The following is a 23900-nucleotide window of genomic DNA, read 5'->3' on the forward strand; positions in this document are numbered from 1 at the left end:
GACATAGACGATGGCGTTGGACTTGACGTGCTTGGCGATGCGGAAGGCGAATTTCAGGTCGGCCATTTCGGCCGGCGTCGGCGCCCTCTTGGTCACCACTTTCAGTTCGAGGTCGTCGACGACGGCGTTGTCCCGGCCCTGGATGAGCAGACCGCCAGCGACGGATTTGACCGTCGTGCCCGGCGTGCGCGGGTCCGGCAGCCCACCGGTGACCAGCAGGCGCAAATTCTTCTTCGCCGCGACGATGGCCGCTGCCTCGTCGGTGGCGCCGGGCGCGATGATCACCTCGGTGAAGGTCTTGACGATCTCTTCGGCCGCCTCGGCGTCGAGGATGCGGTTGACGGCGATGATGCCGCCGAAGGCCGAGACCGGGTCGCAGGCCAGCGCCTTGGCGTAGGCCGCCTTCAGCGAGATGCCTTCGGCAACGCCGCACGGATTGGCGTGCTTGATGATGGCGACGGCGGCGGAACGGTCGGGGTCGAACTCGCCGACCAGTTCGAAGGCGGCGTCGGTGTCGTTGATGTTGTTGTAGGATAGCTGCTTGCCCTGCAGCTGGCGCGCCGTGGCGACGCCCGGGCGCTTGTCGCCGTTGACGTAGAAGCCGGCGCTCTGATGCGGGTTCTCGCCATAACGCATCACCTCGACCAGCCTGCCGCCAAAGGCGCGCCATGTCGGGTGTTCGATCTCGAGGGCTTCGGCGAACCAGCCGGAGATAGCCGCGTCATAGGTGGCGGTGCGTGCGAAGGCCTTGGCGGCCAGCTTCTTGCGGAAATCCAGCGACAGCGAGCCGATGTTCATCTCCAGCGCATTCAGCACCGAGGCGTAATCGCCGGGATCGGTGACGATGGCGACATAGGCGTGGTTCTTGGCCGAGGCGCGGATCATCGCCGGGCCGCCAATGTCGATGTTTTCGACGATCGACGCGTAGTAGGCGCCGGAGCGGCGGACCTCCTCGAACGGATAGAGATTGGAGACGACGAGATCGATCGGCTCGATGCCGTATTTGCGCATTGCCGCGGAATGCTCTGGATCGTCGCGCACGCCAAGCAGCGCGCCATGCACGCCGGGATGCAGGGTCTTGACGCGGCCGTCCATGATCTCGGGGAAACCGGTGAGCTCGGAGACGTCGCGCACCGGAAGGCCCGCGTCAGCGATCGCCTTTGCCGTGCCGCCGGTCGAGACCAGCTCGACACCGGCTGCTGCCAGCGCTTTGGCGAAATCGATGAGGCCGGTTTTGTCGAAAACGGAGAGCAGGGCGCGACGCACGGGAACAAGGTCTGGTGCGGGAATGTTCTTGGCGGCGACGGCCATGGGCTGGCGGCCTTTCACGGCTGGTGTGGTGGATGCCCGCGCCCGTAGCACATGCCGCCCGGAAATCAAACCAGCGGTCAGGTAGGTCAGTTGTTTTCCGGGTAACCGGCGATGCTGGTGCGCGTCAGCTGCCAGTGGACTTCGGCGACTTCCGAGGCCTTGAAGGCAAGCACGATCTGGCGGCTGCGGCGTGGGCCGCCAAGTCCGGCGAAATAGATCGACTCCTCGACCTCCGGCACCACTTCGGCTGCTGTGAACACCCAGGTGTCGGCCTGATCGGCGGCCAGCACCAGGCGGTCATGCTCGTCCTGCAAAAGGTTGACGTCGGGATGAACGTGGAAGCGGACGGTGACGAAGTCGCGGCCATTGTTGCGGATCGCCGCATTGCCGGGCCGCTGGAAGCGATCCCGGCCGGCCAGCACATTGCCGTTCGACGACAGTTTCAGCTCGCGCTCATGCAGGAAGCCGAAGCGCGGGACATAGCCGTCATGGCGGGCGATGAAGCCCTGAACGCCCTTCTGGTCGGTGCGCTTGCACTGCACATGCTGCGGGCCGCCGATCAGCGGCGAACCGAGCAGATCGTTGACGCGCAACGAATGGCTGAAGCGCGCCGACGAGGTGTCGTTGATGGTGGCGGTCGAGTGCGCGGCGGTGGCGCGCGCCAGCGGCCGGAATTCAGCCGCGCCATAGGTGTCGATGCCGGCATTGACGATGTAGTGCTGGCGGCCGGACGACAGCTCGAAGGCGAGGCAGCTGGCGTGCGCTGCGTTGGACACGTCGACCGGCGGCGGCGGCCCGGTGTCGGCGATGACCGTGGTGCCGCCCATCGACAGGCGCTCATAGCCGGAATGCGGCGCATGCAGCAGCGGCGCCCCAGCGGTGTCGTCGTGGCGCAGGATGGTGGCGATGCGGTCGTGGATAGTGGCGCCCATGCCGTTGAAGCGGGCGAGGCTGCCATCCTGATGGCGGAAGAAGCGCAGCGCCGGCAGCATGCGGTCGATGGCGCCGATCAGCGCCTGCGGCGGCGTCTCCGCCTGGTTGGCATAGGTCTGGCGCAACGGCAGAAGGTCGGCGAGGATTTCCAGGACGACCATCGGATTGCGCGAAATGTGCCCGCCATCGGCGAGGATCTGGCGGTCGAGTTCCTCGGCAAGGTTGCGGGTCGCGCCACGCAGCGCCGATGCCGGCGCCGGCAGGGACAATGCAGCGAAGGCGAGCGCGATGCGGGCCCGCAGCCTGTCCTTGCCGTCGGGCATTTCGCGCGCCATCGACCTGAGATAGCGGATCTGGATGGCAACCGACTTCAGGAAGGCGCGGTAGAAAGGGAACTCGGCGCCCTGCAATACGACCGAGGAGTGCTGCAACCAGGCGATGATGCGCTTGGCCGTCGTGCCGGGCTCCCAGGCGATGCCGGAAATATGGCTGCCATGCATGGTGATCCAGTCGGAGACCAGGGCGCGGGCATTGGCGGCGGCAAGCTCGGTGCCGGCGGCGCGCATGTGGCGCAGCCAGCGAAAGCCGTGCAGCGTTTTCTGCCAGCCGTGATTGGGCACGTGGATCTGGAAAGGCGACTTGCCGCCGGTCTCGACCAGATGCCCCGACAGGGGATAGCGGCCGTAGTAGATCTCAAGTGCGATCTGCGGGTCGGCGAGGCGCAGGTCCGGCGGTGCGATCAGCACACGTTCCGGCGTGCGGCCGGAATAGCGCCAGCGATAGACAGGCCCGGCGCGCAGGCGCCGGCGCGTTTTGCGCCAGAACTCCTTCGCGACAAGCGTCCACAGACGCGTCGTGCTGCTGGCAGCCAGTGCCAAAACCCCTCCTGATCGTCCTCTACCCCTGCGCCGAGTCTACATGATTGCACGATTCGTGCGAAGGCGAATTCCACGAGCCCAGGCCGGCTCACCTGGTTCTGCCGCCGATCCTGCCTGAAAAGTCAGTAGATCCGGCAGTTCAATCCTAGCCGGCTCGCCGCATGCGAGCGCCGAAGAAGCCGTCGAGGCCCGAGCGCTCCGGCGCGCCGAGGTCCAGGTCGGCGGGCGTGGTGCGCAGCATGCCTTGCGGCGTCAGGAACGGATCGATGCCGGCGATCTCGCCTTGCCGCAACGGATCGTTGGTGATTTCAGGCGTGCCGGCCAGAAAGGCGCGATAGAGATCCTCGCCTTCGAGCGGATCGAGCGAACAGTTGGAAAAGACGATCCTGCCGCCGGGCTTCACCAGCGTCACAGTGCGGGCGAGTAGCCTGCGTTGCAGGTCGGCCAGCTTCTTCACATCGGCAGAAGTCTTGGTCCATGGCACGTCGGGGTGCCGTCGCACCGTGCCGGTCGACGAGCAGGGTGCGTCGAGGAGAATCGCATCGAACAGTTCTTCCGGCTCGTAGTTGAGCAGGTCGGCCTGGACGATTTCGGCCGACAGGCCGAGACGGGCGAGATTCTGCGTCAGCCGCACGAGCCGGTTTTTTGACGTGTCGACGGCGGTGACCTTCGCGCCGGCAACGATCAGCTGCGCGGTCTTGCCGCCGGGCGCGGCGCAGAGATCGGCAACCCGCAATCCCGTTACATCGCCGAACAGCCGGGCGGGCAGGCTGGCCGCGGCGTCCTGGACCCACCAGGCGCCCTCGGCAAAGCCAGGCAATTCAGTGACAGGACCGACAAGATTCTCGATCCGAACCGTGCCTGTCGGCAGGACGATGCCGCCGAGTTTTTCGGCCCAGAGTCCGGGATCGGCCTTGACCGAGAAGTCGACCGGCGCCTCAACGCGATGCGCTTCGAGGATCTGTCTGGCCTTCTCGTTGCCGTAGGTGGCCTTCAGCCGGTCGGAAAACCATTTGGGCGCCTCGTCGGTGGCGGCAAGGGCGGCAGGCAATTCCGTTTCCTTGGCCCGCGCCAACGTGCGCAGAACGCCATTGACGAGGCCGGAGAAACGCACCGTGCGCGGATCGGACTTGGCATGGGTCACCGCAATGTCGACGGCGGCGCTGTCGGGAATGTCGAGGAACAGGATCTGGGCCGCCGCCACATGCAATATGTGCGACAAAGCGGTGGCGTTGGGCGGCAGCGGCTTTTCCAGGCGCCGTGCCAGCAGCCCTGATATGGTCATGCGATAGCGCAGCGCGGTAACCAGAATGGCGCGGACAAGGCCGCGATCGCGCAAATCGAGCGCCTTGTATTGCGGGTGGCCGTTTTCGTGATCGGTCAGCCCGTCAAGCGGGGTCCTGGCGTCGATGACGGCGGCAAGCAGGCGCGCCGCCGCCTTGCGAGCGGCGAGGCCGGCAACGAAGTCGCCGCCGTCCCTGTGGTCCTGATCGCCTGAAACCGTGCGTCGAGGTCCTCTGTCCGCCACGCTCACGACCACCGGCCCTTGGGCCCGGTCGGGTTGCGACCCCACGGGTTGGATTTCGGCTTGGCGGGCTCCGCCGGCTGCTCGGGCCGTTCTGCCTGATCCCAAGGACCTGATGGCCGCAGTTCGTCCGCCTGGCGTGGCGTTGGGGCCTGGCGTGGGGCGGCCTGGGCTTCGCTTCCCTGCATCTGCCGCGCCATCGCCTCCAAGGCGGCGATGCGGTTGTCGGTGCTCGGGTGGGTGGAGAACAGGCTGTCCATGCGCTCGCCGTGAAGGGGATTGATGATGAAGAGATGCGCCGTCGCGGGATTGCGCTCGGCATCGGGGTTGCGGATGCGTTCGGCGCTGCGGGCGATCTTGTCAAGCGCCGATGCCAGCCAGAGCGGGTGTCCACAGATTTCGGCGCCACGCCGGTCGGCCTCGTATTCGCGGGTGCGGCTGACCGCCATCTGCACGACCATCGCGGCAAAGGGCGCTACGATCATCGCCGCCAGCACGCCGACAAAGCCGAACGGATTGTTGTCGCGATTGCCACTGAAAAAGAAGGCGAAATTGCCGAGCATCGAGATGGCCCCGGCAAAGGTGGCGACGATCGTCATGGTGAGCGTGTCGCGGTGCTGCACATGGGCGAGCTCGTGCGCCATGACCGCTGCGACCTCTTCAGGCGTCAGCGCCTGCAACAGGCCCGTGGAGGCAGCCACTGCCGCGTTCTGCGGATTGCGGCCGGTGGCAAAGGCGTTCGGCTGCGGGTTGTCGATCAGATAGGTCTTCGGCATCGGCAGGCCGGCCTGTTTGGCCATTGCCTGGACGATGGCGTAATATTCGGGCGCGTTCCTTTCGTCGACCTCGACGGCACGGTTCATCGACAGCACCATCTTGTCGGCATTCCAGTAGCTGAACAGGTTGGTGCCGGCGGCGAACAGGAAGGCGATCATCATGCCGCCCGATCCGCCGATCAAAAAGCCGACGCCCATGAACAGTGCGGTCATCGCGGCAAGAAGCATGGCGGTGCGGATGGTGTTCATCGTCTGCTCCTGTCCAGATGATAGCGAAAGGGGGTCGATCCGCTTGGTCTCATCGCTATATGATGGGAAACACCAGTTCCCGTTTCAATCTGCTGGAAATATCGCATGAACGACGAAGCCAGTAAAACCGATGCCGAGCTTGCCCATGATTTCGAGCCGAAGGCGCTGACGCCGCAAGCCAGACGTGCGCTCGCGGAAGCCGAAGCGAGGCGTGTAAAGTACCTGGAAAAGGAAGCCTCGGCGCCGAAGGAAATCGGCGGCCGCGGCGGCAAGGAGCCAGGGCGCTACGGCGACTGGGAGGTAAAGGGTCTGACCAGCGACTTCTAAGGGTGTGTCGATATTCAGATGATGCCGGTCTGCAAACGGCGGTTCCCTGCGCTTCCGGCCTTCGCCGGCCGAAGCACTTGTAAGCGGTGGTGGCAATCAAGGCTACGGCCGGCGTAGGCCGGTGCTCACGTACTTTAAAGTACGCTCCGCTCCGGTTCTCGGGAACCACCGCTTTCGACTCGGCCTGACCTGAATCTCAACACACCCCTAGGCGGCGTTGCGCTGCGGCTCGAGCGCGATCCAGCCACGCTCGTCGACGGTGATGCCGACCATGTCGTAGCCTGCGATCGCGGCATGTTGCGTTGGCAAGGGGTGCTTGTGCGTGGCGCTGATGACCATGACCGCCGCGCCCGCCGCTTCGGCGGCCGCGATGCCAGCCGGGGCATCCTCGAAGACGAGGCAATCGCGCGCGTCGAAGCCGAGCCGTTCCGCGCCGAGCCGGAAGCAATCGGGCGCCGGCTTGCCGCGGGAGACATCTTCCGCCGCGACGATGACGGCCGGGACCGGGATGCCGGCGGCCTTCATGCGCAACAGCGCCAGCTCACGTGGGGCGGAGGTTACGATCGCCCAGCGTTCGGGCGGCAGCGAATCGAGAAACGCCACGGCGCCGGCGATCTGGATAATGCCATCGAGATCGGCCGCCTCGGCCTTCAGCAGCAGATCAGCCTCGTGTGCCGGGTCAACGCCCGGCAGTGCCAGGTTGGTGATGGTCTCGATCGCGCGCACGCCATGGATCGTCGGCAGGAAGGCGGCGACGTCGAGGCCCTGGCGACGGGCCCAATCGCTCCACACCCGTTCCGCCGAGGCGATGGAATTGATGAGCGTGCCGTCCATGTCAAAGAGGAAGGCCGCGAATTTTCTGCCTGAATGCATGATTTTCCTTGAGTCCGGGGAGCGCTGGTGGGGTTGCCGAACCTAACGTCTCGACCGCGGCAGGGGAAGACATGGGGGTGTGCTTTTCGATCGGCCCAGGGAACCACGGTATCCTCCGGGCGTTTGGGAAAGACTGCTTCTCACAACAACGATCGAAGGGGGACCAACGATGCTGATTCGGCTCGGCTACGAAATCGCCATCGAATGCGTAGCCGCGACGCCGGTGATCTCAGTGCTCGAGATCCATCGGGACAGGCAGGCCGACATCAAGCGGCAGACGCGCGTGCTGACCTCGCCTGCGGTCCCGACAAGACTGTACCACGATCTGCATGGCAATGCCTGTCGACGCTTCACAGCGCCAGCCGGTGGTTTTCGCATCCTGTATGACGCGGTCGTCGAGGACAGCGGCGAGACGGACGAGGTAAACACGCTGGCCAGGGAAGTGCCGGTGGCGGACCTGCCGGACGAAGTTCTCGGTTATCTCCTGGGCAGCCGGTATTGCGAGACGGATCATCTGAGCAGTCTGGCCTGGCAACTCTTCGGCGACATCCCGTCCGGCTGGGCGCGCGTGCAGGCGATCGTCGACTATGTCCACAATCGGCTGTCGTTCGGCTATGGCTATGCGCGCTCGACCCGCACCGCGGCTCAGGCGCATGAGGAGCGCGTCGGGGTTTGCCGCGACTTCGCCCATCTGGCGATCACGCTTTGCCGCTGCATGAACATTCCGGCACGCTACGTGAACGGCTATCTCGGCGATATCGGCGTGCCAGCCGATCCGGCGCCGATGGACTTCTCGGCGTGGCTGGAAGTGTTCCTCGACGGCAGATGGTACACGTTCGATCCTCGCCACAACACGCCGAGAATCGGCCGTGTCGTCGTCGCCCGCGGCCGCGACGCCACCGACGTTCCGCTGCTGCACAGTTTCGGCCCCCACCGGCTCAGCCTGTTCAAGGTGTGGACCTATGAACAGGAAGGCAATCTGTTCAACCCGCCCTACCACGGCATCGACAGGACCGTCAGCGCACAGATGCTGGCCTAAGGTATGTCGATATTCAGGTGAAGCCGGTCTGCAAATGACGGCTTTCTGCGCTTCCGGTGCTCACGGACCAAATGTCCGCTCCGCTCCGGTTCTCGAAAACCATCATTTTCGACTCGGCCTCACCTGAATCTCAACACACCTTGAGGCGCGCCGCCAAAAAGCGGCCCTGGTTTTCAAACGTGATGGCGCTTTGGTCTTTCCGCGGCCGGAGGCGTTGGACCCGGCTATTTCGTGCCTTGCAATCGCGGGACAGCTGACCCGCTTCGGCACACGGACCCTGTCCCGCAACAGGACGTCATCGGGATTCCGTGATTGCTTCCTCTTTAGCATGGTAACCGGCTCGTAAACGCAGCCGCGACCGCGCTTTTCTGTTTACCAGTCATTCACCTTTGCGGAGCTTGAAGTCGAACGAAAACAATAAGTTGCCAGCAAGCAGCCGGCCTTCTGCCGGCCAGCGGTGTATCCGGCGGGAATCCTGCATTGCCCTTTCCGCGGCGACGAGGCCGAGGCGAGTGGAGGCTGTAGGATGCGGAATTACGGGGGTCTTGTTCACGCGGTCGGCGGGTTCGCCAGGGATCGTGGTGGAAATTTCGCAGTCCTGTTCGGCCTTAGCGCCTCGGTCTTGGCGCTGGCAGCGGGCTTTTCGGTCAACGTATCGCAGCTCTACAATGCCAAATCGAGCCTCCAGGGCGTGGTCGATGCCGCGGTCACGTCGACGGCACGCGACCTGACGACCGGCGCCATCAAGGAAGCCGATGCCGACAATTCGGTTCAGGCTTTTCTCGACGCCAACAGCCAGGCTGGCATCCTGCAGGCCGACCAGATCGTACTCGACAAGCTGATCGTCAACAGGACTGCCAAGACGGTTCAGGCCGAGGTCCATGTCGACGTTGGATTATATTTCCCGATTTTCGGCACAGGCGACATGAAACGCGTCACAGCCTCCACAACGGCGCTCTATTCGGACAAGACCGTAGAAGTGGCGATGATGCTCGACATAACGGGATCGATGGCCAAGCGCGGCAAGGTGGACAAAATCGGCGATCTGAAAGCAGCTGCAAAAAACGCCGTCCAGACGATGCTGCAGAAGCAGGATCCGCAGAACCCCCGTATCCGCGTCGCGATCGTGCCTTACGCATCTGGCGTGAACGCCGGCAAGCTGGCGGAAAACGTCTATGCCGAGAAGCAAGGCAGCTCTGAGCTTCCACCCGTCGCCGGCAGTCCGCTTCTCGTCGCCAAGACGGGCAAAGATCTGCTGCCGTCCTTCAGCGACTATATCTCCATTGCCGGCGCGGCGATGCCACGCCCCGACAATTGTGCCACGGAGCGCAAGGACAAGAACGGCAACGCGGATATGAGCGCCGACGGCCCAGACACTGTTCGCACCGACAGGAACGGCAAGAAATACTATGCCCTGGTCAATCGGGACGATCATCTCGGTGACGGGGACATGAACAGGTGCCCTGATGCGGAAGTGATCCCGCTCACCGCCGATTCTGATGCCTTGCTTGAATCGATCGGCGACTTCCGGGCCAATGGGTTTACGGCCGGCGCCATCGCCATTCAGTGGACCTATTATATGCTATCGCCGCAATGGCGCACTGCGATCAAGTATGCCGGTCTTGGCAAGGGTGCCTCGGATGCCGATCCGAAGAAGATCGCCAAGGTCGCAATCCTGATGACCGATGGCCAGTTCAATACCGCCTTCGCCGGTGCTGGGGACAGGTACAACAGCCAGGGCAACCTTGCGCGCGGCAACGCCGAAACGCTGTGCGACAACATGAAAAATGACGGCATCGAGATTTTCACCATAGGCTTCGATCTGGACGACAAGGACATGTCGGCAACCGAGCGGGACCAGGCAAAGGCGGTGCTGAAGGACTGTTCGTCGAAGGATACCTCTGCCGCCAAGAGGCATTTCTTCGACGTATCCACCGGAGCCGAATTGGACGACGCCTTTCAGGAAATCATTCGCAACACCGAAAAGGTCGCATTGACCCAGTAGTCCGCAAACGGAAAAGGCCGCCGCTTCTTTCGAAGCCGGCGGCCTTCCGTGTTTCCGTCCGTGGCGCGGCCCTATGGCGGCGACCTATGAGGTCACCCGCCGCGCATCTCGCGCCTTAACGGGAAGACTGCTTCCCGAAAGTGCAATCCGCTGAGGCCACGTTCTGGAAAACGAAATCACTCGACATCGGATCACCTCCTTTCGATTTGTTGAACACATACTCATGATGGGGTGCGTTGCAGCAAAAGACAAGGCGCAGGTTTGAAAAAGTCCGGAAGGTGCTTTTGGCGCGGCAGTGGCTTGCGGGCTGTCGGCCGGGCAGGCAAGATCATGACATAGAGCCGAGCCGGCAATCCGGGTCGGCCCCTGTGGGAGGGATGCATGGAGGCAGCCGAGAGAGCGGCGCGGATCGTGCGGACGGTTGTCGAGACGCTGAAACCGGGTTTTGCGGTCAGGCTGTGGACCGGGGAGCGGATCGGCCCCGCCACTGGTCCGGTGCTCACCATCAACGACCAGGACATCGTCTGGCAGATCGTGAAGCGACCATCCCTCTCGACGCTGATCGAGATGTGGATTTCCAAGACGATCAACATCGAAGACGGGACGATCTTCGATTTTTATGCCCTGCCGTCGCAAGGCAAGCTCAGAACCAAGCTCAAGTCGCTGCCGAAAATGGCGATCCTGCGCGACCTGCCTTCCGTGCTTTTGTCACGCAAGCAGATGAGCGCGCGGACCGATCTGTCGGGGCGCAATCCCTATGTCAGCGGTTCGAGCCAGGAAGCGATCCAGCATCACTACGACATTTCGAATGCCTTCTACCGGCTCTTCCTCGACGAGCGCATGGTCTACAGCTGCGGCTACTTCAAGGATTTCGCCAACGGCATCGACCAGGCGCAGGCCGATAAACTCGACCATATCTGCCGCAAGCTCCGACTGAAGCCTGGCGAACGACTGCTCGACATCGGTTGTGGCTGGGGCGCCATGCTGATCCATGCAGCGAAGAATTACGGCGTCGTCGGCCATGGCGTCTCGCTGTCGCAGGCCCAGACCGACCTCGCCCGCGAACGAATCCGCGCCGAGGGGCTGGAGGACCGCATCACCATCGAGATCAAATCCTATGCCGAACTCACCGGCAGCTTCGACAAGATATCGTCAATCGGCATGTTCGAGCATCTGGGTATCGCCAATCACGCCACCTACTTTTCCACCGTCCACCGGCTGCTGAAGCCGGGCGGCATCTATCTGCATCACGCCATCACCAGGCGCAGCAAGGGCGACATCAAGAAGACCCTGCGCAAGGGGCCGGAGTACAAGGCGCTGCTCAAATACATCTTCCCCGGCGGCGAGCTCGACACGATCGGCATGACAACAGGCAATCTCGAGGCGCACGGTTTTCTCGTCTACGATGTCGAGAATTTGCGCGAGCATTATGCCCGCACTTGCAGGCTGTGGGCGGAGCGGCTGCAGGCCCGCTTCGATGAGGCAATCGCCGAGGTGGGCGAGGCCAGGGCGCGGCTGTGGCTGCTCTACCTGGCCGGCTGTTCGATCACCTTCGAGCGCGCCTCGGCGCAGATTTTCCAGACCGTCGTCACAAAGCGCGCGCGTGGCCCAAGCGGCCTGCCGCTGACGCGGGCTGATCTGTATCGATAGCTTACACGAAGCGCATCGTGTCGCCGACCTCAATGCCAGCCGGCCGGTCGACCGTGCAATAGACGCCGAGATTGTGCGCGTTGTGGCGGACCAGATTGCGCAGGATGCCAGGATCGTTGTCGAAGCCCTCCTGGGCGATGATGGTGAAGCCGCAGCGGCGGCATGGTTCGGAAATGGTCAGCAGGAAATCGCCGATGGCCAGCTTGCGGCCGATCCATTCCGTCTCCGGGAACGAGCCTTCGACCGACGCCATGTCGACGACGATGTTGGGGCGGAAGCGGCGCGGGTCGGCGGTGCCTTCCGGATGCAACGCTTTCAGGCGTGCCAGCGAGGCGGTGGTCAACAGATGGATGGGCGCCTTGCGGTAGCGCTCCGCGGTCAGCGGCCCGGAACAGTCAGGCCCGGCATTCTCGCGGCGAAACGGCCGGATCGAAGCCTCGAAGCCGAGATAGGCCGACACCGCGCGGTCGCTCTCGATACCTGGCGCGGCCAGCCAGCCGCCGTCCGGGATGGCGATCTCAAGTTCGCGGGCCGGCGACAGCCGGGTGCGAATGCGCGGCACCTTATGCCATTTCGCATCGCGATCCGGTCGTGCGATTTCGTTGTCCGACGTATCGACGAGGCCGAACATGCGGTCGCCGTCGATGCTTTCCGAACCGACAAGGATCGCATCGAGCCGTTCGCCGGCGAGCGAACTCGCCGGATAGCGCCAAAGCTCGGTGACGGAACCCACTACGGTCTTGCTTTGCATCAAGCCTTCTTGTTCTGCCGGTTGGCGATCAGGTCGTCGACGACGGCCGGGTCGGCCAGCGTCGAGGTGTCACCCAGGGCGGCAAAATCGTCCTCGGCGATCTTGCGCAGGATGCGGCGCATGATCTTGCCGGAACGCGTCTTCGGCAGGCCCGGCGCGAACTGGATCTTGTCGGGCGAGGCGATGGCGCCGATCTCCTTGCGGACATGGGCAATCAGCTCCTTGCGCAGCTCTTCGGTCGGCTGCTCGCCGGCCATCAGCGTGACGTAGCAGTAGATGCCCTGGCCCTTGATATCGTGCGGATAGCCGACGACGGCGGCTTCCGAAACCTTGTCGTGGCTGACCAGTGCGGATTCGACCTCGGCCGTGCCCATGCGATGGCCGGAGACGTTTATGACGTCGTCGACGCGGCCGGTGATCCAGTAATAGCCGTCGGCGTCACGGCGGCAGCCGTCGCCGGTGAAGTATTTGCCCTTGTAGGTCGAAAAATAGGTCTGCACGAAGCGGTCGTGGTCGCCATAGACGGTGCGCATCTGGCCCGGCCAGGAATCGGTGATGCACAGATTGCCGTCGGCAGCCCCTTCCAGCACCTTGCCCTCGCCGTCGACCAGCTGCGGCTTGACGCCGAAGAAGGGCCGCGTCGCCGAACCCGCCTTGAGGTCGGTGGCGCCGGGCAGCGGCGTGATCAGGATGCCGCCGGTCTCGGTCTGCCACCAGGTGTCGACGATCGGCACCTTGCCGTTGCCGACGATGTTGAAATACCACTCCCAGGCTTCCGGATTGATCGGCTCGCCGACCGAACCCAGCACGCGCAGCGACTTGCGCGACGTCTTCTTCACTTGCGCATCGCCGGCGCCCATCAGCGCGCGCAATGCCGTCGGCGCGGTGTAGAAGATATTGACCTTGTGCTTGTCGATGACTTCCCAGAAGCGCGACTGCGACGGGTAGTTCGGCACGCCTTCGAACATCAGCGTGGTGGCGCCGTTGGCGAGCGGGCCGTAGACGATGTAGCTGTGGCCGGTGACCCAGCCGACATCGGCGGTGCACCAGTAGATGTCGCCGTCATGGTAGTCGAAGACATATTGGTGCGTCATCGAGACGTAGACGAGATAGCCGGCCGTGGTGTGCAGCACGCCCTTCGGCTTGCCGGTCGAGCCCGACGTGTAGAGGATGAACAGCGGGTCCTCGGCCTTCATCTTCTCGGGCTTGCATTCGGCTTTCACCGTCGCGACCTCGTCGTGGTACCAGACGTCGCGACCCTGCACCCAGCCGGTCTTGCCGCCGGTGCGGCGCACGACCACCACCTTTTCGACTTTCGTTCCGGCTTTCGCGGCGATCTCGATCGCCTTGTCGGTGTTTTCCTTCAAAGGGATCGGCTTGCCGCCGCGCAGGCCTTCATCAGCCGTGATGACGAAGGTCGACTTGCAGTCGTCGATGCGGCCGGCCAGCGCATCCGGCGAGAAACCGCCGAAGACGATCGAATGGACGGCGCCGATACGCGTGCAGGCCAGCATCGCATAGGCGGCTTCCGGGATCATCGGCATGTAGATGGTGACTCGATCACCTTTCTTGACGCCGTGTTTCTTCATCACATTGGCGAGCCGGCAGACATGCTCGTAGAGCTCGTTATAGGTGACCTTCTTGTCGTCGTAGGGATTGTCGCCTTCCCAGATGATGGCGGTCTGGTTGCCGCGCTTCTTCAGGTGCCGGTCGATGCAGTTGTAGGAAACGTTGGTCAGTCCGTCCTCGAACCATTTGATCGAGACCTTGCCATCGAAGGAGGTGTTCTTGACCTTGCTGAAGGGCTTGAACCAGTCGATGCGCTTGCCGTGCTTGCCCCAGAACTTGTCCGGGCTCTTGATGCTGTCGGCATACCATTTCAGGTAGGTGTCATTGTCGATCAGCGCGTTTTTCTTCCACGCCGGCTGGACGCGATGGACATGAACCTCGGACATTCCTGACTTTCCTCCCGAACCAATCGCCGGCTTGAAATGTCGGCGGGATCGCGGCGACACGGCCGCGAATTCGCGGCATTATTACCAGTTCCGCCGTTACGGCAACATTAGACGTTGGATTCGCGCGGCGGGATGCCGCAGGTAGCTTCTCCGAGGCTGTCAGCACTCGGAGGGGTGCGCTGCTAACTGCATGTTTTCGCATGCTAAAGCCGGTTCAGATGAAGAAAAAATCAATAGACGGTTAATCAGCGGCGCGCACAATTGGCCATGGGAGGACAGGCGAATCAACCTGGGGACCGCAATGCGCGACCATGCCGAAATGGACCTGATGCTCAAAGGCTATGGCTTGACCACGGCCAAGATTCTTTATCACTTTCCCGATCATCCGCATCTGCTGCAGAGCTTCATCTGGCAGGACTACGATCTGGCGCCGAAGTTTCCGGTGCTGATCAAGTTCATCGAATTCTGGAAGGCCAAGCTGGACGGGCCGCTGCATTCGATCAGCTACACCCACCAGAAGCTGATCGCGCCGAATGAATGGCGCAAGGTGGATGGGGAGTTTGTGCTGCACTAGGGGCGAGTTTCGCAGCAACGGCTTCTTGAGGTCGGCATTCTACGACGCCCCCCTCTGTCCTGCCGGACATCTCCCCCTCAAGTGGGGAGATTGGCAGCTCCACCGACAACGCCGCCCCTTGTTACGCCTGCGATTGGCAAAAGTCGCCGCGACATCCGATCTCCCCCCTTGAGGGGGAGATGGCCGGCAGGCCAGAGGGGGGGCGCTGGCCCGCGAACCTTGCGCCATGACGGCCCGATGCGCTCAAACAGCCGGCGGGTTCAACCGGGCAAAGCCTTCCTGCCGCCGATACGGGAAGTACGGGTAGGGCGCGGTGACTTCGCTCGCCGTGTCGAGCTTTTTCATCTGCTCCGGCGTCAGGGTCCAGCCGACGGCGCCGAGGTTCTGGCGCAGCTGTTCCTCGTTGCGGGCGCCGATGATGACCGACGACACGGTCGGGCGCTGCAGGAGCCAGTTGATGGCGATCTGCGGCACGGTCTTGCCGGTTTCCTCGGCCACGGCATCCAAGGCATCCATAACCCGGTAGAGATGCTCGTCCTCGACCGGCGGTCCGAAGCTCGCGGTGTCGTGCAGCCGGCTCTGTTCCGGCAAGGGCTGACCACGGCGGATCTTGCCGGTCAGGCGGCCCCAGCCAAGCGGGCTCCACACCAGCGCGCCGACGCCCTGGTCGAGGCCGAGCGGCATCAGCTCCCATTCATAGTCGCGGCCGACCAGCGAATAGTAGACCTGATGGGCAATATAGCGTGGATAGCCTTGGCCGTCTGCTTGCGCCAACGACTTCATCACTTGCCAGCCGGAGAAATTGGAGACGCCGACATAGCGCAGCTTGCCGGCGCGCACGAGTTCGTCCAGCGTCGACAGAACCTCCTCGATCGGCGTGCCGGCGTCGAAGGCATGCAGTTGCAACAGGTCGATGTAATCGGTGCCGAGACGCTTCAGCGCGGCATCCACGGATCTGATCAGCCGCGAACGCGAGGAGCCGTAGTCGGCCGGCCCATCGCCCATCGGCAGCGAGGTCTTGGTCGAGATCAGCACAGCATCGCGGCGGCCTTTTATGGCTTCGCCAAGCACCTGTTCCGAAGCGCCGTTCGAATAGACGTCGGCGGTGTCGAACAAATTGACGCCAGCCTCCAGGCAGATGTCGATCAGCCGCCGCGCTTCCTTGGCGTCGCTGCTGCCCCAGGCGCCGAACAGCGGGCCGGAACCGCCAAAGGTGCCCGCGCCGAATGAGAGTGCAGGCACTTTCAGGCCCGATGCACCGAGACGTCGATAGTCCATTTTTTTGCTCCTGTTGGTGTGAAATGAAGGTGCCGGAAGCGGGTTTGCCCAGCGTGGTCACGACCGGATGGAGGCTGGTGCGCCGAGCGCCGGGGTGCGATCGAGACGCAGCGCTAGGCCCGCTACGCCGAGCGCCGTGAGCGGCAGCAGGGCAGCGACCCAGGTCAGTGCACCCAGGCCAAGCCCATGGGCAATGACCGCACCACCAAGCCAGGCACCTGCCGCATTGCCGAGATTGAAAGCGGCGATGTTGAAGGACGAGGCGAGGCTCTGGCCCGCACCTTGCGCCTTGTCCAGCACCCACATCTGCAGCGGCGCCACGGTGGCAAAGGCCGCGGCACCGAGCAGGCCGACATAGATCACGGCCATCACCTGGCTGTGGATGGCGAAGGTCATGGTGGCAAGCACCAGGGCCAGCACCACGAGACTGCCCAGCACGGCCGGCACCAGCCAGCGGTCGGCGACCTTGCCGCCAAGCAAATTGCCGGCAATGAGGCCGCCACCGAAGACGAGCAGGATCGGCGATACGGCCGCTTCCCTGAAGCCGCTGATCTCGGTCAGCAACGGAGCGATATAGGTGAAGACGGCGAAAACACCGGCATAGCCGAGCACCGTGGTGGCGAGGCCGAGCAGGACGGGGGTGCGGCGTAAAACGGCGAGATCGGCGCGCAGGTCGCTCTTTTCGGGTGCCGTCCGGCTGCGTGGCACCAGAACCAGGATGACGGCGAAGGCCGCCACACCGACCAATGTCACCGCCCAGAAGGTCGCCCGCCAGCCAAAGGCCTGGCCGAGCCAGGTGCCGAAGGGCACGCCGAGGATGTTGGCGATGGTCAGGCCGGTGAACATCAGCGCAATCGCCGAGGCCTTCCTGTTGGGTGCGACCAGTCCGGTGGCGACGACAGAGCCGACGCCGAAGAAGGTGCCGTGGGCAAAGGCGGTGATGATGCGGGCGCCCATCAGCGTCCAGTAGTCCGGTGCCAACGCACAGGCGAGATTGCCAAGCGTGAAGATCGCCATCAGCGCAAGAAGCACGGTCTTGCGTGGCCAGTTGCCGGTGGCGATGGTCAGCAAGGGCGCGCCGATGACGACGCCAAGCGCATAGCCCGAAATGAGCTGGCCGGCGGCCGAGATCGAAACGCCGAGATCCTTGCTGACATCAAGCAGCAGACCCATGATGACGAATTCGGTGACGCCGATGCCGAAGGCACCGGCGGCAAGCGCATAAAGAGCAAGAGGCATGGCAGTTTCCACTTCGATGGCGAAGAGCGCCGTCCCGCGCCCCGACTCCTGAGATCGTGCTTCCCTGTATTGTGAACCAGACTTGCCTTGGGCACATTTTCTGTGAAATAGATTCACAAATGGCCAGGTCCGACATCAATCGCTCCGGCGAGATCGAAGTTTTCGTGCGGGTCGTCGAGGAAGGCAGTTTTTCCTCCGCGGCACGCGCGTTGCGCATGACGCCTTCGGCGGTGAGCAAGCTGATCGCGCGGCTGGAGGCCCGGCTTGGCGCGCGGCTGGTCAGTCGTTCGACGCGAAAGCTGCAACTGACGCCGGAAGGCACAGCATTCTACGAGAGCGGCCTGCGCATCCTCGCCGACATGGCAGCGGCCGAGCAGGAGGCCGCCGCGGGTGCTTCACCGCGCGGACGCTTGCGCGTCAACAGCTACGTGCCCTTCGGGGTGCATCGGCTGATCCCGCTTCTGCCCCGGTTCCTGGAACGCTACCCCGAGATTTCGGTCGATCTGGTGCTGACTGACAGCGTCATCGACCTGATGGCGGAACGCGCCGACGTCGCCATCCGTGCCGGGCCGCTGAGTGAGTCACGGCTGGTGGCGCGCAAGCTGGGGCAAAGCCCTGTGGTCGTCGTTGCAGCACCTTCCTACCTCGAAACGCAGGGCATGCCGCTGACACCAGCCGATCTCGACACGCACAACCGCATGGGCTTCGGGTTCGTCAGGCATGTCGATGGTTGGCCGTTCCTCGACGCGGAAGGCCGCGCCATAATGGTTTCGATCACCGGCAACACGCTGGTCAGCGATGGTGAGGCGATGCGGCTCATGGCGCTGGCGGGCGCAGGCATCGCCCGGCTGGCGAGCTGGCATGTGGCGAAAGACATCGCGGCCGGCAGGCTGGTGCCGCTGCTGGAGGCATTCAATCCGGGCGACGAGGAGCCGACCCACGCCGTCTATGTCGGCCAGGGCCGGCATCTGCCGGCGCGGGTGCGTGCCTTTCTGGATTTTCTGGGCGAGAGCGTCCGGCTGAGTTGACATCCCGGGAGCCACGGGCTCCCGGGATGTCAACTGCGCTATGCTTTCGGCGTGAACGGCGCCGGGCGGCGGCCCGCTGCCTGGCGCTCCAGCATCCAGCCGGGATATTCGGACGGCAGGGCGCTGACCTCGTCGAGACGAACCAGATCGTCGGTGTCGAGCTTCACTTCAGTGGCGGCAAGGTTCTGCTCCAACTGCTCCATGCGGCTGGCGCCGATGATGACGCTCATCACGAAGGGCTTGGCCAGGACATAGCCGAGCGCCACCGTGGCGACGCTCACATCATGCTTTTTGGCGATTTGGCGCATGACGGCAACGGCCGCCCAGGCACGGTCCTCATTGACCGGCGGGAAGTTGAAGGAGGCGCGGCGGCCTTCGCCATTGCCGGGTGCGCCGGGGCCGTATTTGCCGGAGAGCAGACCGCCGGCCATCGGCGACCACACCATCAGGCCGAGCTTCTCCTCATTGAGCAGCGGCACGATCTCGCGCTCGAGATCGCGGCCGGCGATCGAATAGTAGGACTGCACGGTCTCGAAACGGGCAAAGCCCTTGCGCTCGGCGATGCCGAGCGCCTTGGCGATGCGCCATGCAGCCCAGTTCGAGACGCCGACATATCGCACCTTGCCACTGGCAACCAGATCGTCGAGCGCCCGCAGCGTTTCGTCGATCGGCGTCACGGTGTCGGTGCCGTGCAACTGATAGAGATCGATATGGTCGAGTTGCAGCCGCTCCAAGCTGGCATCGACCGAGTCCATGATGTGGCCGCGTGACGAGCCGCGCTGGTTGGGGCCTTCGCCCATCGCGCCATGCGCCTTGGTGGCGATGACCACGTTCTGCCTGTTGACCTTGAGATCCCGGAGCGACTGGCCGAGCAACCGTTCGGATTCGCCAAAGGAGTAGACGTCGGCCGTATCGAAGAAATTGACGCCGGCGGCGAGCGAATGGGCAACGATCTCGTTGACGCCCTTCTGGTCGAGGCTGGCGATCAGGCCCCATTGGGCATTCTGGCCGGCGGCGCCGAAGGTCATGGTGCCGAGGCACAGTTCAGAGACGAACATCCCCGTATTTCCAAGCTGGTTGTAACGCATGGTGGCGGCTCCAGAGAGTTTGTGATGACGCAAAGCAAATAGGAACGGTACGTTTCGTTTCCAGTCTTGGAGCAACGGGCCTGTCGATCTGGCCTAAAGGCCGTTGCCTGTCAGCGGCTGCCGAAGATCGCCGAGCCGACCCGGACGCTGGTGGCACCGAAGGCGATTGCTGTTTCGTAGTCGCCGGACATGCCCATCGACAGTCTGGCGACGCCAGCTTCCTTGCTGAGCTTCTCCAGCAAGGCGAAGTGGGGGCCGGGGTTCTCGTCGGCCGGCGGGATGCACATCAGGCCTTCGATGGCGAGGCCATGCACATCGTGGCAGCGGGCGACGAAGGCCACCGCCTCCCGGGGCTCGATGCCGGCTTTCTGTGGCTCGGAACCGGTGTTGACCTGGACGTAGAGTTTTGGTGCCCGGCCCTGCCTGGTAATCTCCTTGGCCAGTTCGGCCGCGATCTTCTCACGATCGACCGTCTCGATGACGTCGAACAGCGCCACCGCCTCCTTAGCCTTGTTGGATTGCAGCGGGCCGATCAGATGCAGTTCGATGTCGGGAAATGCGTCCTTCAAATCAGGCCATTTGGCTTGCGCCTCCTGCACCCGGTTCTCGCCGAAGACGCGCTGGCCGGCCTCGATGACCGGGCGGATGTCGGCAGTGTCAAAGGTCTTTGAGACCGCGACCAGCGTCACGGCGCCGGCTTCGCGGCCGGCCTCGCGTTCGGCGGCGGCGATCTTCGCCTTGACCGCGAAAAATTGCTGAACGGCGTCACCCATATGCAAATCCTGCTGTTTTGACCGGCGTTTTTGTCAGACGCGGTACCCATATGGTTGACGGGTTTGCCAAACCATGGTGAACACCCGGACCACATTCCCTGAACTGCCGAGCCATCGCCCGCAGTTCGCGCATGCTTTTAAGTGAAAAACGTCCCATGGCAACCGAACGATACAATCCGCGCGCGTCCGAGCCCAAATGGCAGAAGGCCTGGGACGCCAAGAAGCTGTTCGAAGCGCACAATGACGATCCGCGCCCGAAATACTACGTGCTGGAGATGTTCCCCTATCCGTCGGGGCGCATCCATATCGGTCATACCCGCAATTACACGATGGGCGACGTGGTGGCGCGCTACAAGCGGGCCAAGGGTTTCAACGTGCTGCATCCGATGGGCTGGGACGCCTTCGGCATGCCGGCCGAAAACGCGGCGATGCAAAACAAGGTCCACCCCAAGGAATGGACCTACCAGAACATCGCCACCATGCGCGAACAGCTCAAGGTCATGGGGCTGTCACTGGACTGGGCGCGCGAATTCGCCACCTGTGACGTCGACTATTACCACCGCCAGCAGATGCTGTTCCTCGACTTCGTCGAGAAGGGGCTGGTGACGCGCAAATCCTCCAAGGTCAACTGGGATCCGGAGGACATGACGGTGCTTGCCAACGAGCAGGTCATCGACGGGCGCGGCTGGCGCTCGGGCGCGCTGGTCGAACAACGCGAACTGACGCAGTGGTTCTTCAAGATCACCGACTTCGCCCAGGATCTGCTGGATTCGCTCGACGGCCTCGACGAATGGCCGGAAAAAGTGAAGCTGATGCAGCAGAACTGGATCGGCCGCTCGGAAGGCCTGCTGATCCGTTGGCCTCTGGCCGACGCCTCTGATGGCGAGCATGAGCTGGAAGTCTATACGACAAGGCCCGACACCATCTTCGGCGCTTCCTTCATGGCTGTCGCCGCCGATCATCCGTTGGCCAAGAAGGCCGCTGCGCACAATCCGGCGCTGGCGAAGTTCATCGAGGATATCGGCCATATGGGCACCTCGGTGGCGGCGCTGGAGACGGCTGAGAAGAAGGGTTTTGACACCGGCATCCGCGTCGTCCATCCGTTTGACGACAACTGGACGCTGCCTGTCTATGTCGCCAATTTCGTGCTGATGGAATACGGCACCGGCGCTATCTTCGGCTGCCCGTCCGGCGACCAGCGCGACCTCGACTTCGCCAACAAATACGGCCTGCCGGTGATGCCGGTGGTGATGCCGGAAGGCGAGAATCCGGCGACGTTCCAGATCATCGATGAAGCCTATGTCGATGACGGCGTTATGATCAATTCGCGCTTTCTCGACGGCATGAAGCCGGTTCAGGCTTTCGACGAGGTCGCCAAACTGCTGGAGCAGAAGACCATCGGCAACCGGCCGATGGCCGAGCGCAAGGTGAATTTCCGCCTGCGCGACTGGGGCATTTCGCGCCAGCGCTACTGGGGCTGCCCGATCCCGATGATCCATTGCAAGGCTTGCGGCGTGGTGCCGGTGCCGAAGGCGGACCTGCCGGTGAAGCTGCCCGACGATGTCGATTTCGATCGCCCGGGCAATCCGCTCGACCGCCATCCGACATGGCGCCATGTGAAATGTCCGCAATGCGGCAGGGATGCGCGGCGCGAAACCGACACGATGGACACATTCGTCGATTCGTCGTGGTACTTTGCCCGCTTCACCGCGCCGTGGGCGCATGAACCGACCGATCCCAAGGCGGCCAACGAATGGTTGCCCGTCGACCAGTATATTGGCGGGATCGAGCACGCGATCCTGCATCTGCTCTATTCGCGCTTCTTCACCCGCGCCATGCGCGAGGCCGGCCATGTCGATCTGGCCGAGCCGTTCAAGGGCCTGTTCACGCAAGGCATGGTGGTGCACGAAACCTATCGCGTCGGCTCGGCGTCGAATGGCCGCTGGCTGGCGCCCACCGAAGTTCGGCTGGAGGATGTCGACGGCAAGCGCAGCGCCATCGACATCGCCACCGGCGAGGCCGTCACCATCGGTCCGCTGGAAAAGATGTCGAAATCGAAGAAGAACACGGTGAGCCCGGAAGACATCACCGATGGCTACGGCGCCGACACGGCGCGCTGGTTCATGCTGTCGGATTCGCCGCCCGAGCGCGATGTCGAATGGACCGACGATGGCGCCGCCGGTGCGCATCGCTTCATCCAGCGCATCTGGCGCCTGGTGTCGACGGCGGCCGAAACACTGGCCGGCATCAAGCCCTTAGCGGCCAGCAGCGGCGAGGCCGCTGTGGTTTCCAAGGCCGCGCACAAGATACTCAAGGCGGTCGGTGAGGATATCGAGAAGCTCGCCTTCAACCGCGCCATCGCCCGCATTTATGAACTGGCCAACGCGCTGACCACGCCGCTCAACGACGTGGCCGAAGGCAAGGCCGATGCAGCGCTGAAAGGCGCCTGCCGGCAGGCCGTGGAGATCCTCGTGCATCTGATCGCTCCGGTCATGCCGCATCTGGCCGAGGAGTGCTGGGAAACGCTCGGCGGCACCGATCTCGTCGCCGAACGGCCCTGGCCGGTCTTCGATCCGGCGCTGGTCGTCGACAACGAAGTCACCTATCCGGTACAGGTCAACGGCAAGAAGCGGGGGGATTTGACAATTGCCCGCGACGCGGACCAAGGTGCGGTCGAAAAAGCGGTATTGGCTCTCGACTTCGTGCAGAAAGCACTCGAAGGTAAGGCTCCGCGCAAGGTGATCATCGTGCCGCAGAGGATCGTCAATGTCGTTGCCTGATCGGGAAAAGACAGAGTTGAGCCATTTGCTGCGCCGCATGGCGCTTGCCGGCCTGATAGGGTCGCTCGCGCTTGTCTCGGCCTGCACGGTGCGGCCGCTCTATTCGAGCGCGCCGCTGTCGGGTTCGCAGGCCAGTGCCAGTGCCGAACTGGCGTCGATCGGCATCAAGCCGGTCAATACGCGTTACGGCCAACAGGTGCGCAACAATCTCATTTTCGGGTTTGGACGAGGCGCCGGCGAGCCGGCCTCGCCGGCCTATTCGCTCAATCTCGGCGTGACCGAAGCGGTCGAGTCCGCGGCACTTGTGCAGGTCGGAACCGACGAAGACGAGCCGACCGCCGGTTCCGTGACGCTGACCGGCAGCTATACGCTGGCCGATGCGAAGACCGGCGTGGTGATCGCATCCGGCAAGCGTTCGATCACCTCGTCCTTCGACAGGCCGCGTCAGGAATTCGCCGCATACCGGGCGCAGATCGACGCCGAGAATCGCGCTGCGCGAGAGCTGGCGGAAGCGCTGCAGCTGTCTATTGCCCAGGACCTTGTCCGGCACGGCAAGACCGGCTAGCGCACCTCATCGCTTCACGGAAACGGTCTGGCGCCCCGGGCATGATGGGATGATCGTGGGGTCATGACCAGATTCCCGAACAGAGCCAGATTCCTGAACAGAGATTGTCCGAAGATACCCATCGACCTGCTGCGGCACGGCGAGTAGATCCGCGCCGCCGGGAGGGTGCGGCGAGACGACGATCGTGCCGCGTCGCTCTCAGCCTGTCACGAAGATTTTGGCGCTCAGGATCGTCGGCGACCCATCCGGGAAGCAACTGTTAACCACTCGCTCCCTATTGCTCGGCAGACATTTCAGAGTGAG

The 23900-nt window shown here is 63.5% G+C and carries 19 protein-coding genes; 8 read left to right on the top strand and 11 right to left on the bottom strand.

Going from position 1 to position 23900, the window contains the following annotated elements; all coding sequences use genetic code 11:
* From purH to htpX, 4 genes are all read right to left on the bottom strand, one after another.
* Positions 1 to 1311: bifunctional phosphoribosylaminoimidazolecarboxamide formyltransferase/IMP cyclohydrolase (purH, locus tag EN943_RS10205; RefSeq protein ID WP_127412506.1), on the bottom strand; the 1311-nt coding region annotated here is incomplete at its 3' end.
* An 86-nt stretch (positions 1312 to 1397) separates the two neighbouring features.
* The gene (locus tag EN943_RS10210) at positions 1398 to 3122 is read right to left on the bottom strand and encodes a heparinase II/III family protein (RefSeq protein ID WP_127412507.1); all 1725 of its coding nucleotides are present in this window, start codon (positions 3120 to 3122) and stop codon (positions 1398 to 1400) included.
* Between the two features lie 145 nt (positions 3123 to 3267).
* On the bottom strand, positions 3268 to 4662 hold the full coding sequence (locus EN943_RS10215; protein ID WP_164778150.1) for an RsmB/NOP family class I SAM-dependent RNA methyltransferase: 1395 nt from the start codon (positions 4660 to 4662) through the stop codon (positions 3268 to 3270).
* Positions 4653 to 5672, bottom strand: a complete 1020-nt coding sequence (gene htpX / locus EN943_RS10220) for a zinc metalloprotease HtpX (protein WP_127412509.1) — start codon at positions 5670 to 5672, stop codon at positions 4653 to 4655. The genes EN943_RS10215 and htpX overlap by 10 nt, the downstream gene beginning before the upstream one ends.
* A 105-nt stretch (positions 5673 to 5777) precedes the next feature.
* Here htpX and EN943_RS10225 point away from each other — a divergent pair, with 105 nt between their 5' ends.
* A complete protein-coding gene (locus tag EN943_RS10225) occupies positions 5778 to 5999 on the top strand; it encodes a DUF1674 domain-containing protein (protein ID WP_127412510.1) in 222 nt (73 codons plus the stop codon).
* A gap of 207 nt (positions 6000 to 6206) precedes the next feature.
* On the opposite strand, the gene EN943_RS10230 is transcribed toward EN943_RS10225, so the two are convergent.
* Positions 6207 to 6872, bottom strand: a complete 666-nt coding sequence (locus EN943_RS10230; protein WP_127412511.1) for an HAD-IA family hydrolase — start codon at positions 6870 to 6872, stop codon at positions 6207 to 6209.
* Between the two features lie 169 nt (positions 6873 to 7041).
* On the opposite strand from EN943_RS10230, the gene EN943_RS10235 reads away from it, so the two are divergent.
* From EN943_RS10235 to EN943_RS10245, 3 genes are all read left to right on the top strand, one after another.
* On the top strand, positions 7042 to 7911 hold the full coding sequence (locus tag EN943_RS10235; RefSeq protein WP_127412512.1) for a transglutaminase family protein: 870 nt from the start codon (positions 7042 to 7044) through the stop codon (positions 7909 to 7911).
* A 526-nt stretch (positions 7912 to 8437) separates the two neighbouring features.
* The gene (locus EN943_RS10240; protein ID WP_127412513.1) at positions 8438 to 9916 is read left to right on the top strand and encodes a pilus assembly protein; all 1479 of its coding nucleotides are present in this window, start codon (positions 8438 to 8440) and stop codon (positions 9914 to 9916) included.
* Positions 9917 to 10297: 381 nt separating this feature from the next.
* Entirely contained in the window at positions 10298 to 11566 is a 1269-nt protein-coding gene (locus tag EN943_RS10245) for a cyclopropane-fatty-acyl-phospholipid synthase family protein (protein ID WP_127412514.1), read from the top strand.
* A 1-nt stretch (position 11567) separates the two neighbouring features.
* On the opposite strand, the gene EN943_RS10250 is transcribed toward EN943_RS10245, so the two are convergent.
* Both EN943_RS10250 and acs read right to left on the bottom strand, forming a co-directional pair.
* Positions 11568 to 12317, bottom strand: coding sequence for an MOSC domain-containing protein (locus tag EN943_RS10250; protein ID WP_127412515.1), 750 nt, complete (start codon positions 12315 to 12317; stop codon positions 11568 to 11570).
* On the bottom strand, positions 12317 to 14272 hold the full coding sequence (gene acs, locus EN943_RS10255) for an acetate--CoA ligase (RefSeq protein ID WP_127412516.1): 1956 nt from the start codon (positions 14270 to 14272) through the stop codon (positions 12317 to 12319). Before acs ends, EN943_RS10250 begins: the two co-directional genes overlap by 1 nt.
* A 301-nt stretch (positions 14273 to 14573) precedes the next feature.
* On the opposite strand from acs, the gene EN943_RS10260 reads away from it, so the two are divergent.
* A complete protein-coding gene (locus EN943_RS10260) occupies positions 14574 to 14846 on the top strand; it encodes an usg protein (RefSeq protein ID WP_013529022.1) in 273 nt (90 codons plus the stop codon).
* A gap of 243 nt (positions 14847 to 15089) precedes the next feature.
* On the opposite strand, the gene EN943_RS10270 is transcribed toward EN943_RS10260, so the two are convergent.
* Positions 15090 to 16124 (bottom strand): aldo/keto reductase, encoded by a 1035-nt coding sequence (locus EN943_RS10270; protein WP_127412517.1) that lies wholly within the window; start codon positions 16122 to 16124, stop codon positions 15090 to 15092.
* A 57-nt stretch (positions 16125 to 16181) separates the two neighbouring features.
* Positions 16182 to 17363 (bottom strand): MFS transporter, encoded by a 1182-nt coding sequence (locus tag EN943_RS10275; protein ID WP_127412518.1) that lies wholly within the window; start codon positions 17361 to 17363, stop codon positions 16182 to 16184.
* 119 nt (positions 17364 to 17482) lie between these two features.
* Between EN943_RS10275 and EN943_RS10280 the strand changes: the two genes are divergently transcribed.
* Positions 17483 to 18391, top strand: coding sequence for a LysR substrate-binding domain-containing protein (locus tag EN943_RS10280; protein ID WP_127412519.1), 909 nt, complete (start codon positions 17483 to 17485; stop codon positions 18389 to 18391).
* 38 nt (positions 18392 to 18429) lie between these two features.
* Here EN943_RS10280 and EN943_RS10285 read toward each other — a convergent pair whose 3' ends face one another.
* Together EN943_RS10285 and EN943_RS10290 are read right to left on the bottom strand one after the other, a co-directional pair.
* A complete protein-coding gene (locus tag EN943_RS10285) occupies positions 18430 to 19479 on the bottom strand; it encodes an aldo/keto reductase (protein WP_127412520.1) in 1050 nt (349 codons plus the stop codon).
* 110 nt (positions 19480 to 19589) lie between these two features.
* Positions 19590 to 20252 (bottom strand): YggS family pyridoxal phosphate-dependent enzyme, encoded by a 663-nt coding sequence (locus tag EN943_RS10290; RefSeq protein ID WP_127412521.1) that lies wholly within the window; start codon positions 20250 to 20252, stop codon positions 19590 to 19592.
* A 155-nt stretch (positions 20253 to 20407) separates the two neighbouring features.
* On the opposite strand from EN943_RS10290, the gene leuS reads away from it, so the two are divergent.
* The gene (gene leuS, locus EN943_RS10295; protein WP_127412522.1) at positions 20408 to 23032 is read left to right on the top strand and encodes a leucine--tRNA ligase; all 2625 of its coding nucleotides are present in this window, start codon (positions 20408 to 20410) and stop codon (positions 23030 to 23032) included.
* Positions 23019 to 23597: an LPS assembly lipoprotein LptE gene (gene lptE, locus EN943_RS10300; protein WP_127412523.1), complete on the top strand. Its 579-nt coding sequence runs from the start codon at positions 23019 to 23021 to the stop codon at positions 23595 to 23597. The genes leuS and lptE overlap by 14 nt, the downstream gene beginning before the upstream one ends.
* Positions 23598 to 23900: the final 303 nt, after the last annotated feature.

This window comes from Mesorhizobium sp. M7A.F.Ca.US.006.01.1.1 (assembly GCF_003997935.1).
GTDB lineage: Bacteria > Pseudomonadota > Alphaproteobacteria > Rhizobiales > Rhizobiaceae > Mesorhizobium.

Excerpts from the sequence above, each read along its gene's own strand:
- acs (WP_127412516.1), bottom strand. The coding sequence starts at position 14,272 with ATGTCCGAGGTTCATGTCCATCGCGTCCAGCCGGCGTGGAAGAAAAAC.
- EN943_RS10275 (WP_127412518.1), bottom strand. The coding sequence starts at position 17,363 with ATGCCTCTTGCTCTTTATGCGCTTGCCGCCGGTGCCTTCGGCATCGGC.
- EN943_RS10280 (WP_127412519.1), top strand. The coding sequence starts at position 17,483 with ATGGCCAGGTCCGACATCAATCGCTCCGGCGAGATCGAAGTTTTCGTG.
- EN943_RS10240 (WP_127412513.1), top strand. The coding sequence starts at position 8,438 with ATGCGGAATTACGGGGGTCTTGTTCACGCGGTCGGCGGGTTCGCCAGG.
- EN943_RS10225 (WP_127412510.1), top strand. The coding sequence starts at position 5,778 with ATGAACGACGAAGCCAGTAAAACCGATGCCGAGCTTGCCCATGATTTC.
- EN943_RS10260 (WP_013529022.1), top strand. The coding sequence starts at position 14,574 with ATGCGCGACCATGCCGAAATGGACCTGATGCTCAAAGGCTATGGCTTG.
- EN943_RS10285 (WP_127412520.1), bottom strand. The coding sequence starts at position 19,479 with ATGCGTTACAACCAGCTTGGAAATACGGGGATGTTCGTCTCTGAACTG.
- EN943_RS10230 (WP_127412511.1), bottom strand. The coding sequence starts at position 6,872 with ATGCATTCAGGCAGAAAATTCGCGGCCTTCCTCTTTGACATGGACGGC.
- lptE (WP_127412523.1), top strand. The coding sequence starts at position 23,019 with ATGTCGTTGCCTGATCGGGAAAAGACAGAGTTGAGCCATTTGCTGCGC.
- leuS (WP_127412522.1), top strand. The coding sequence starts at position 20,408 with ATGGCAACCGAACGATACAATCCGCGCGCGTCCGAGCCCAAATGGCAG.
- htpX (WP_127412509.1), bottom strand. The coding sequence starts at position 5,672 with ATGAACACCATCCGCACCGCCATGCTTCTTGCCGCGATGACCGCACTG.
- EN943_RS10245 (WP_127412514.1), top strand. The coding sequence starts at position 10,298 with ATGGAGGCAGCCGAGAGAGCGGCGCGGATCGTGCGGACGGTTGTCGAG.
- EN943_RS10235 (WP_127412512.1), top strand. The coding sequence starts at position 7,042 with ATGCTGATTCGGCTCGGCTACGAAATCGCCATCGAATGCGTAGCCGCG.
- EN943_RS10290 (WP_127412521.1), bottom strand. The coding sequence starts at position 20,252 with ATGGGTGACGCCGTTCAGCAATTTTTCGCGGTCAAGGCGAAGATCGCC.
- EN943_RS10250 (WP_127412515.1), bottom strand. The coding sequence starts at position 12,317 with ATGCAAAGCAAGACCGTAGTGGGTTCCGTCACCGAGCTTTGGCGCTAT.
- EN943_RS10270 (WP_127412517.1), bottom strand. The coding sequence starts at position 16,124 with ATGGACTATCGACGTCTCGGTGCATCGGGCCTGAAAGTGCCTGCACTC.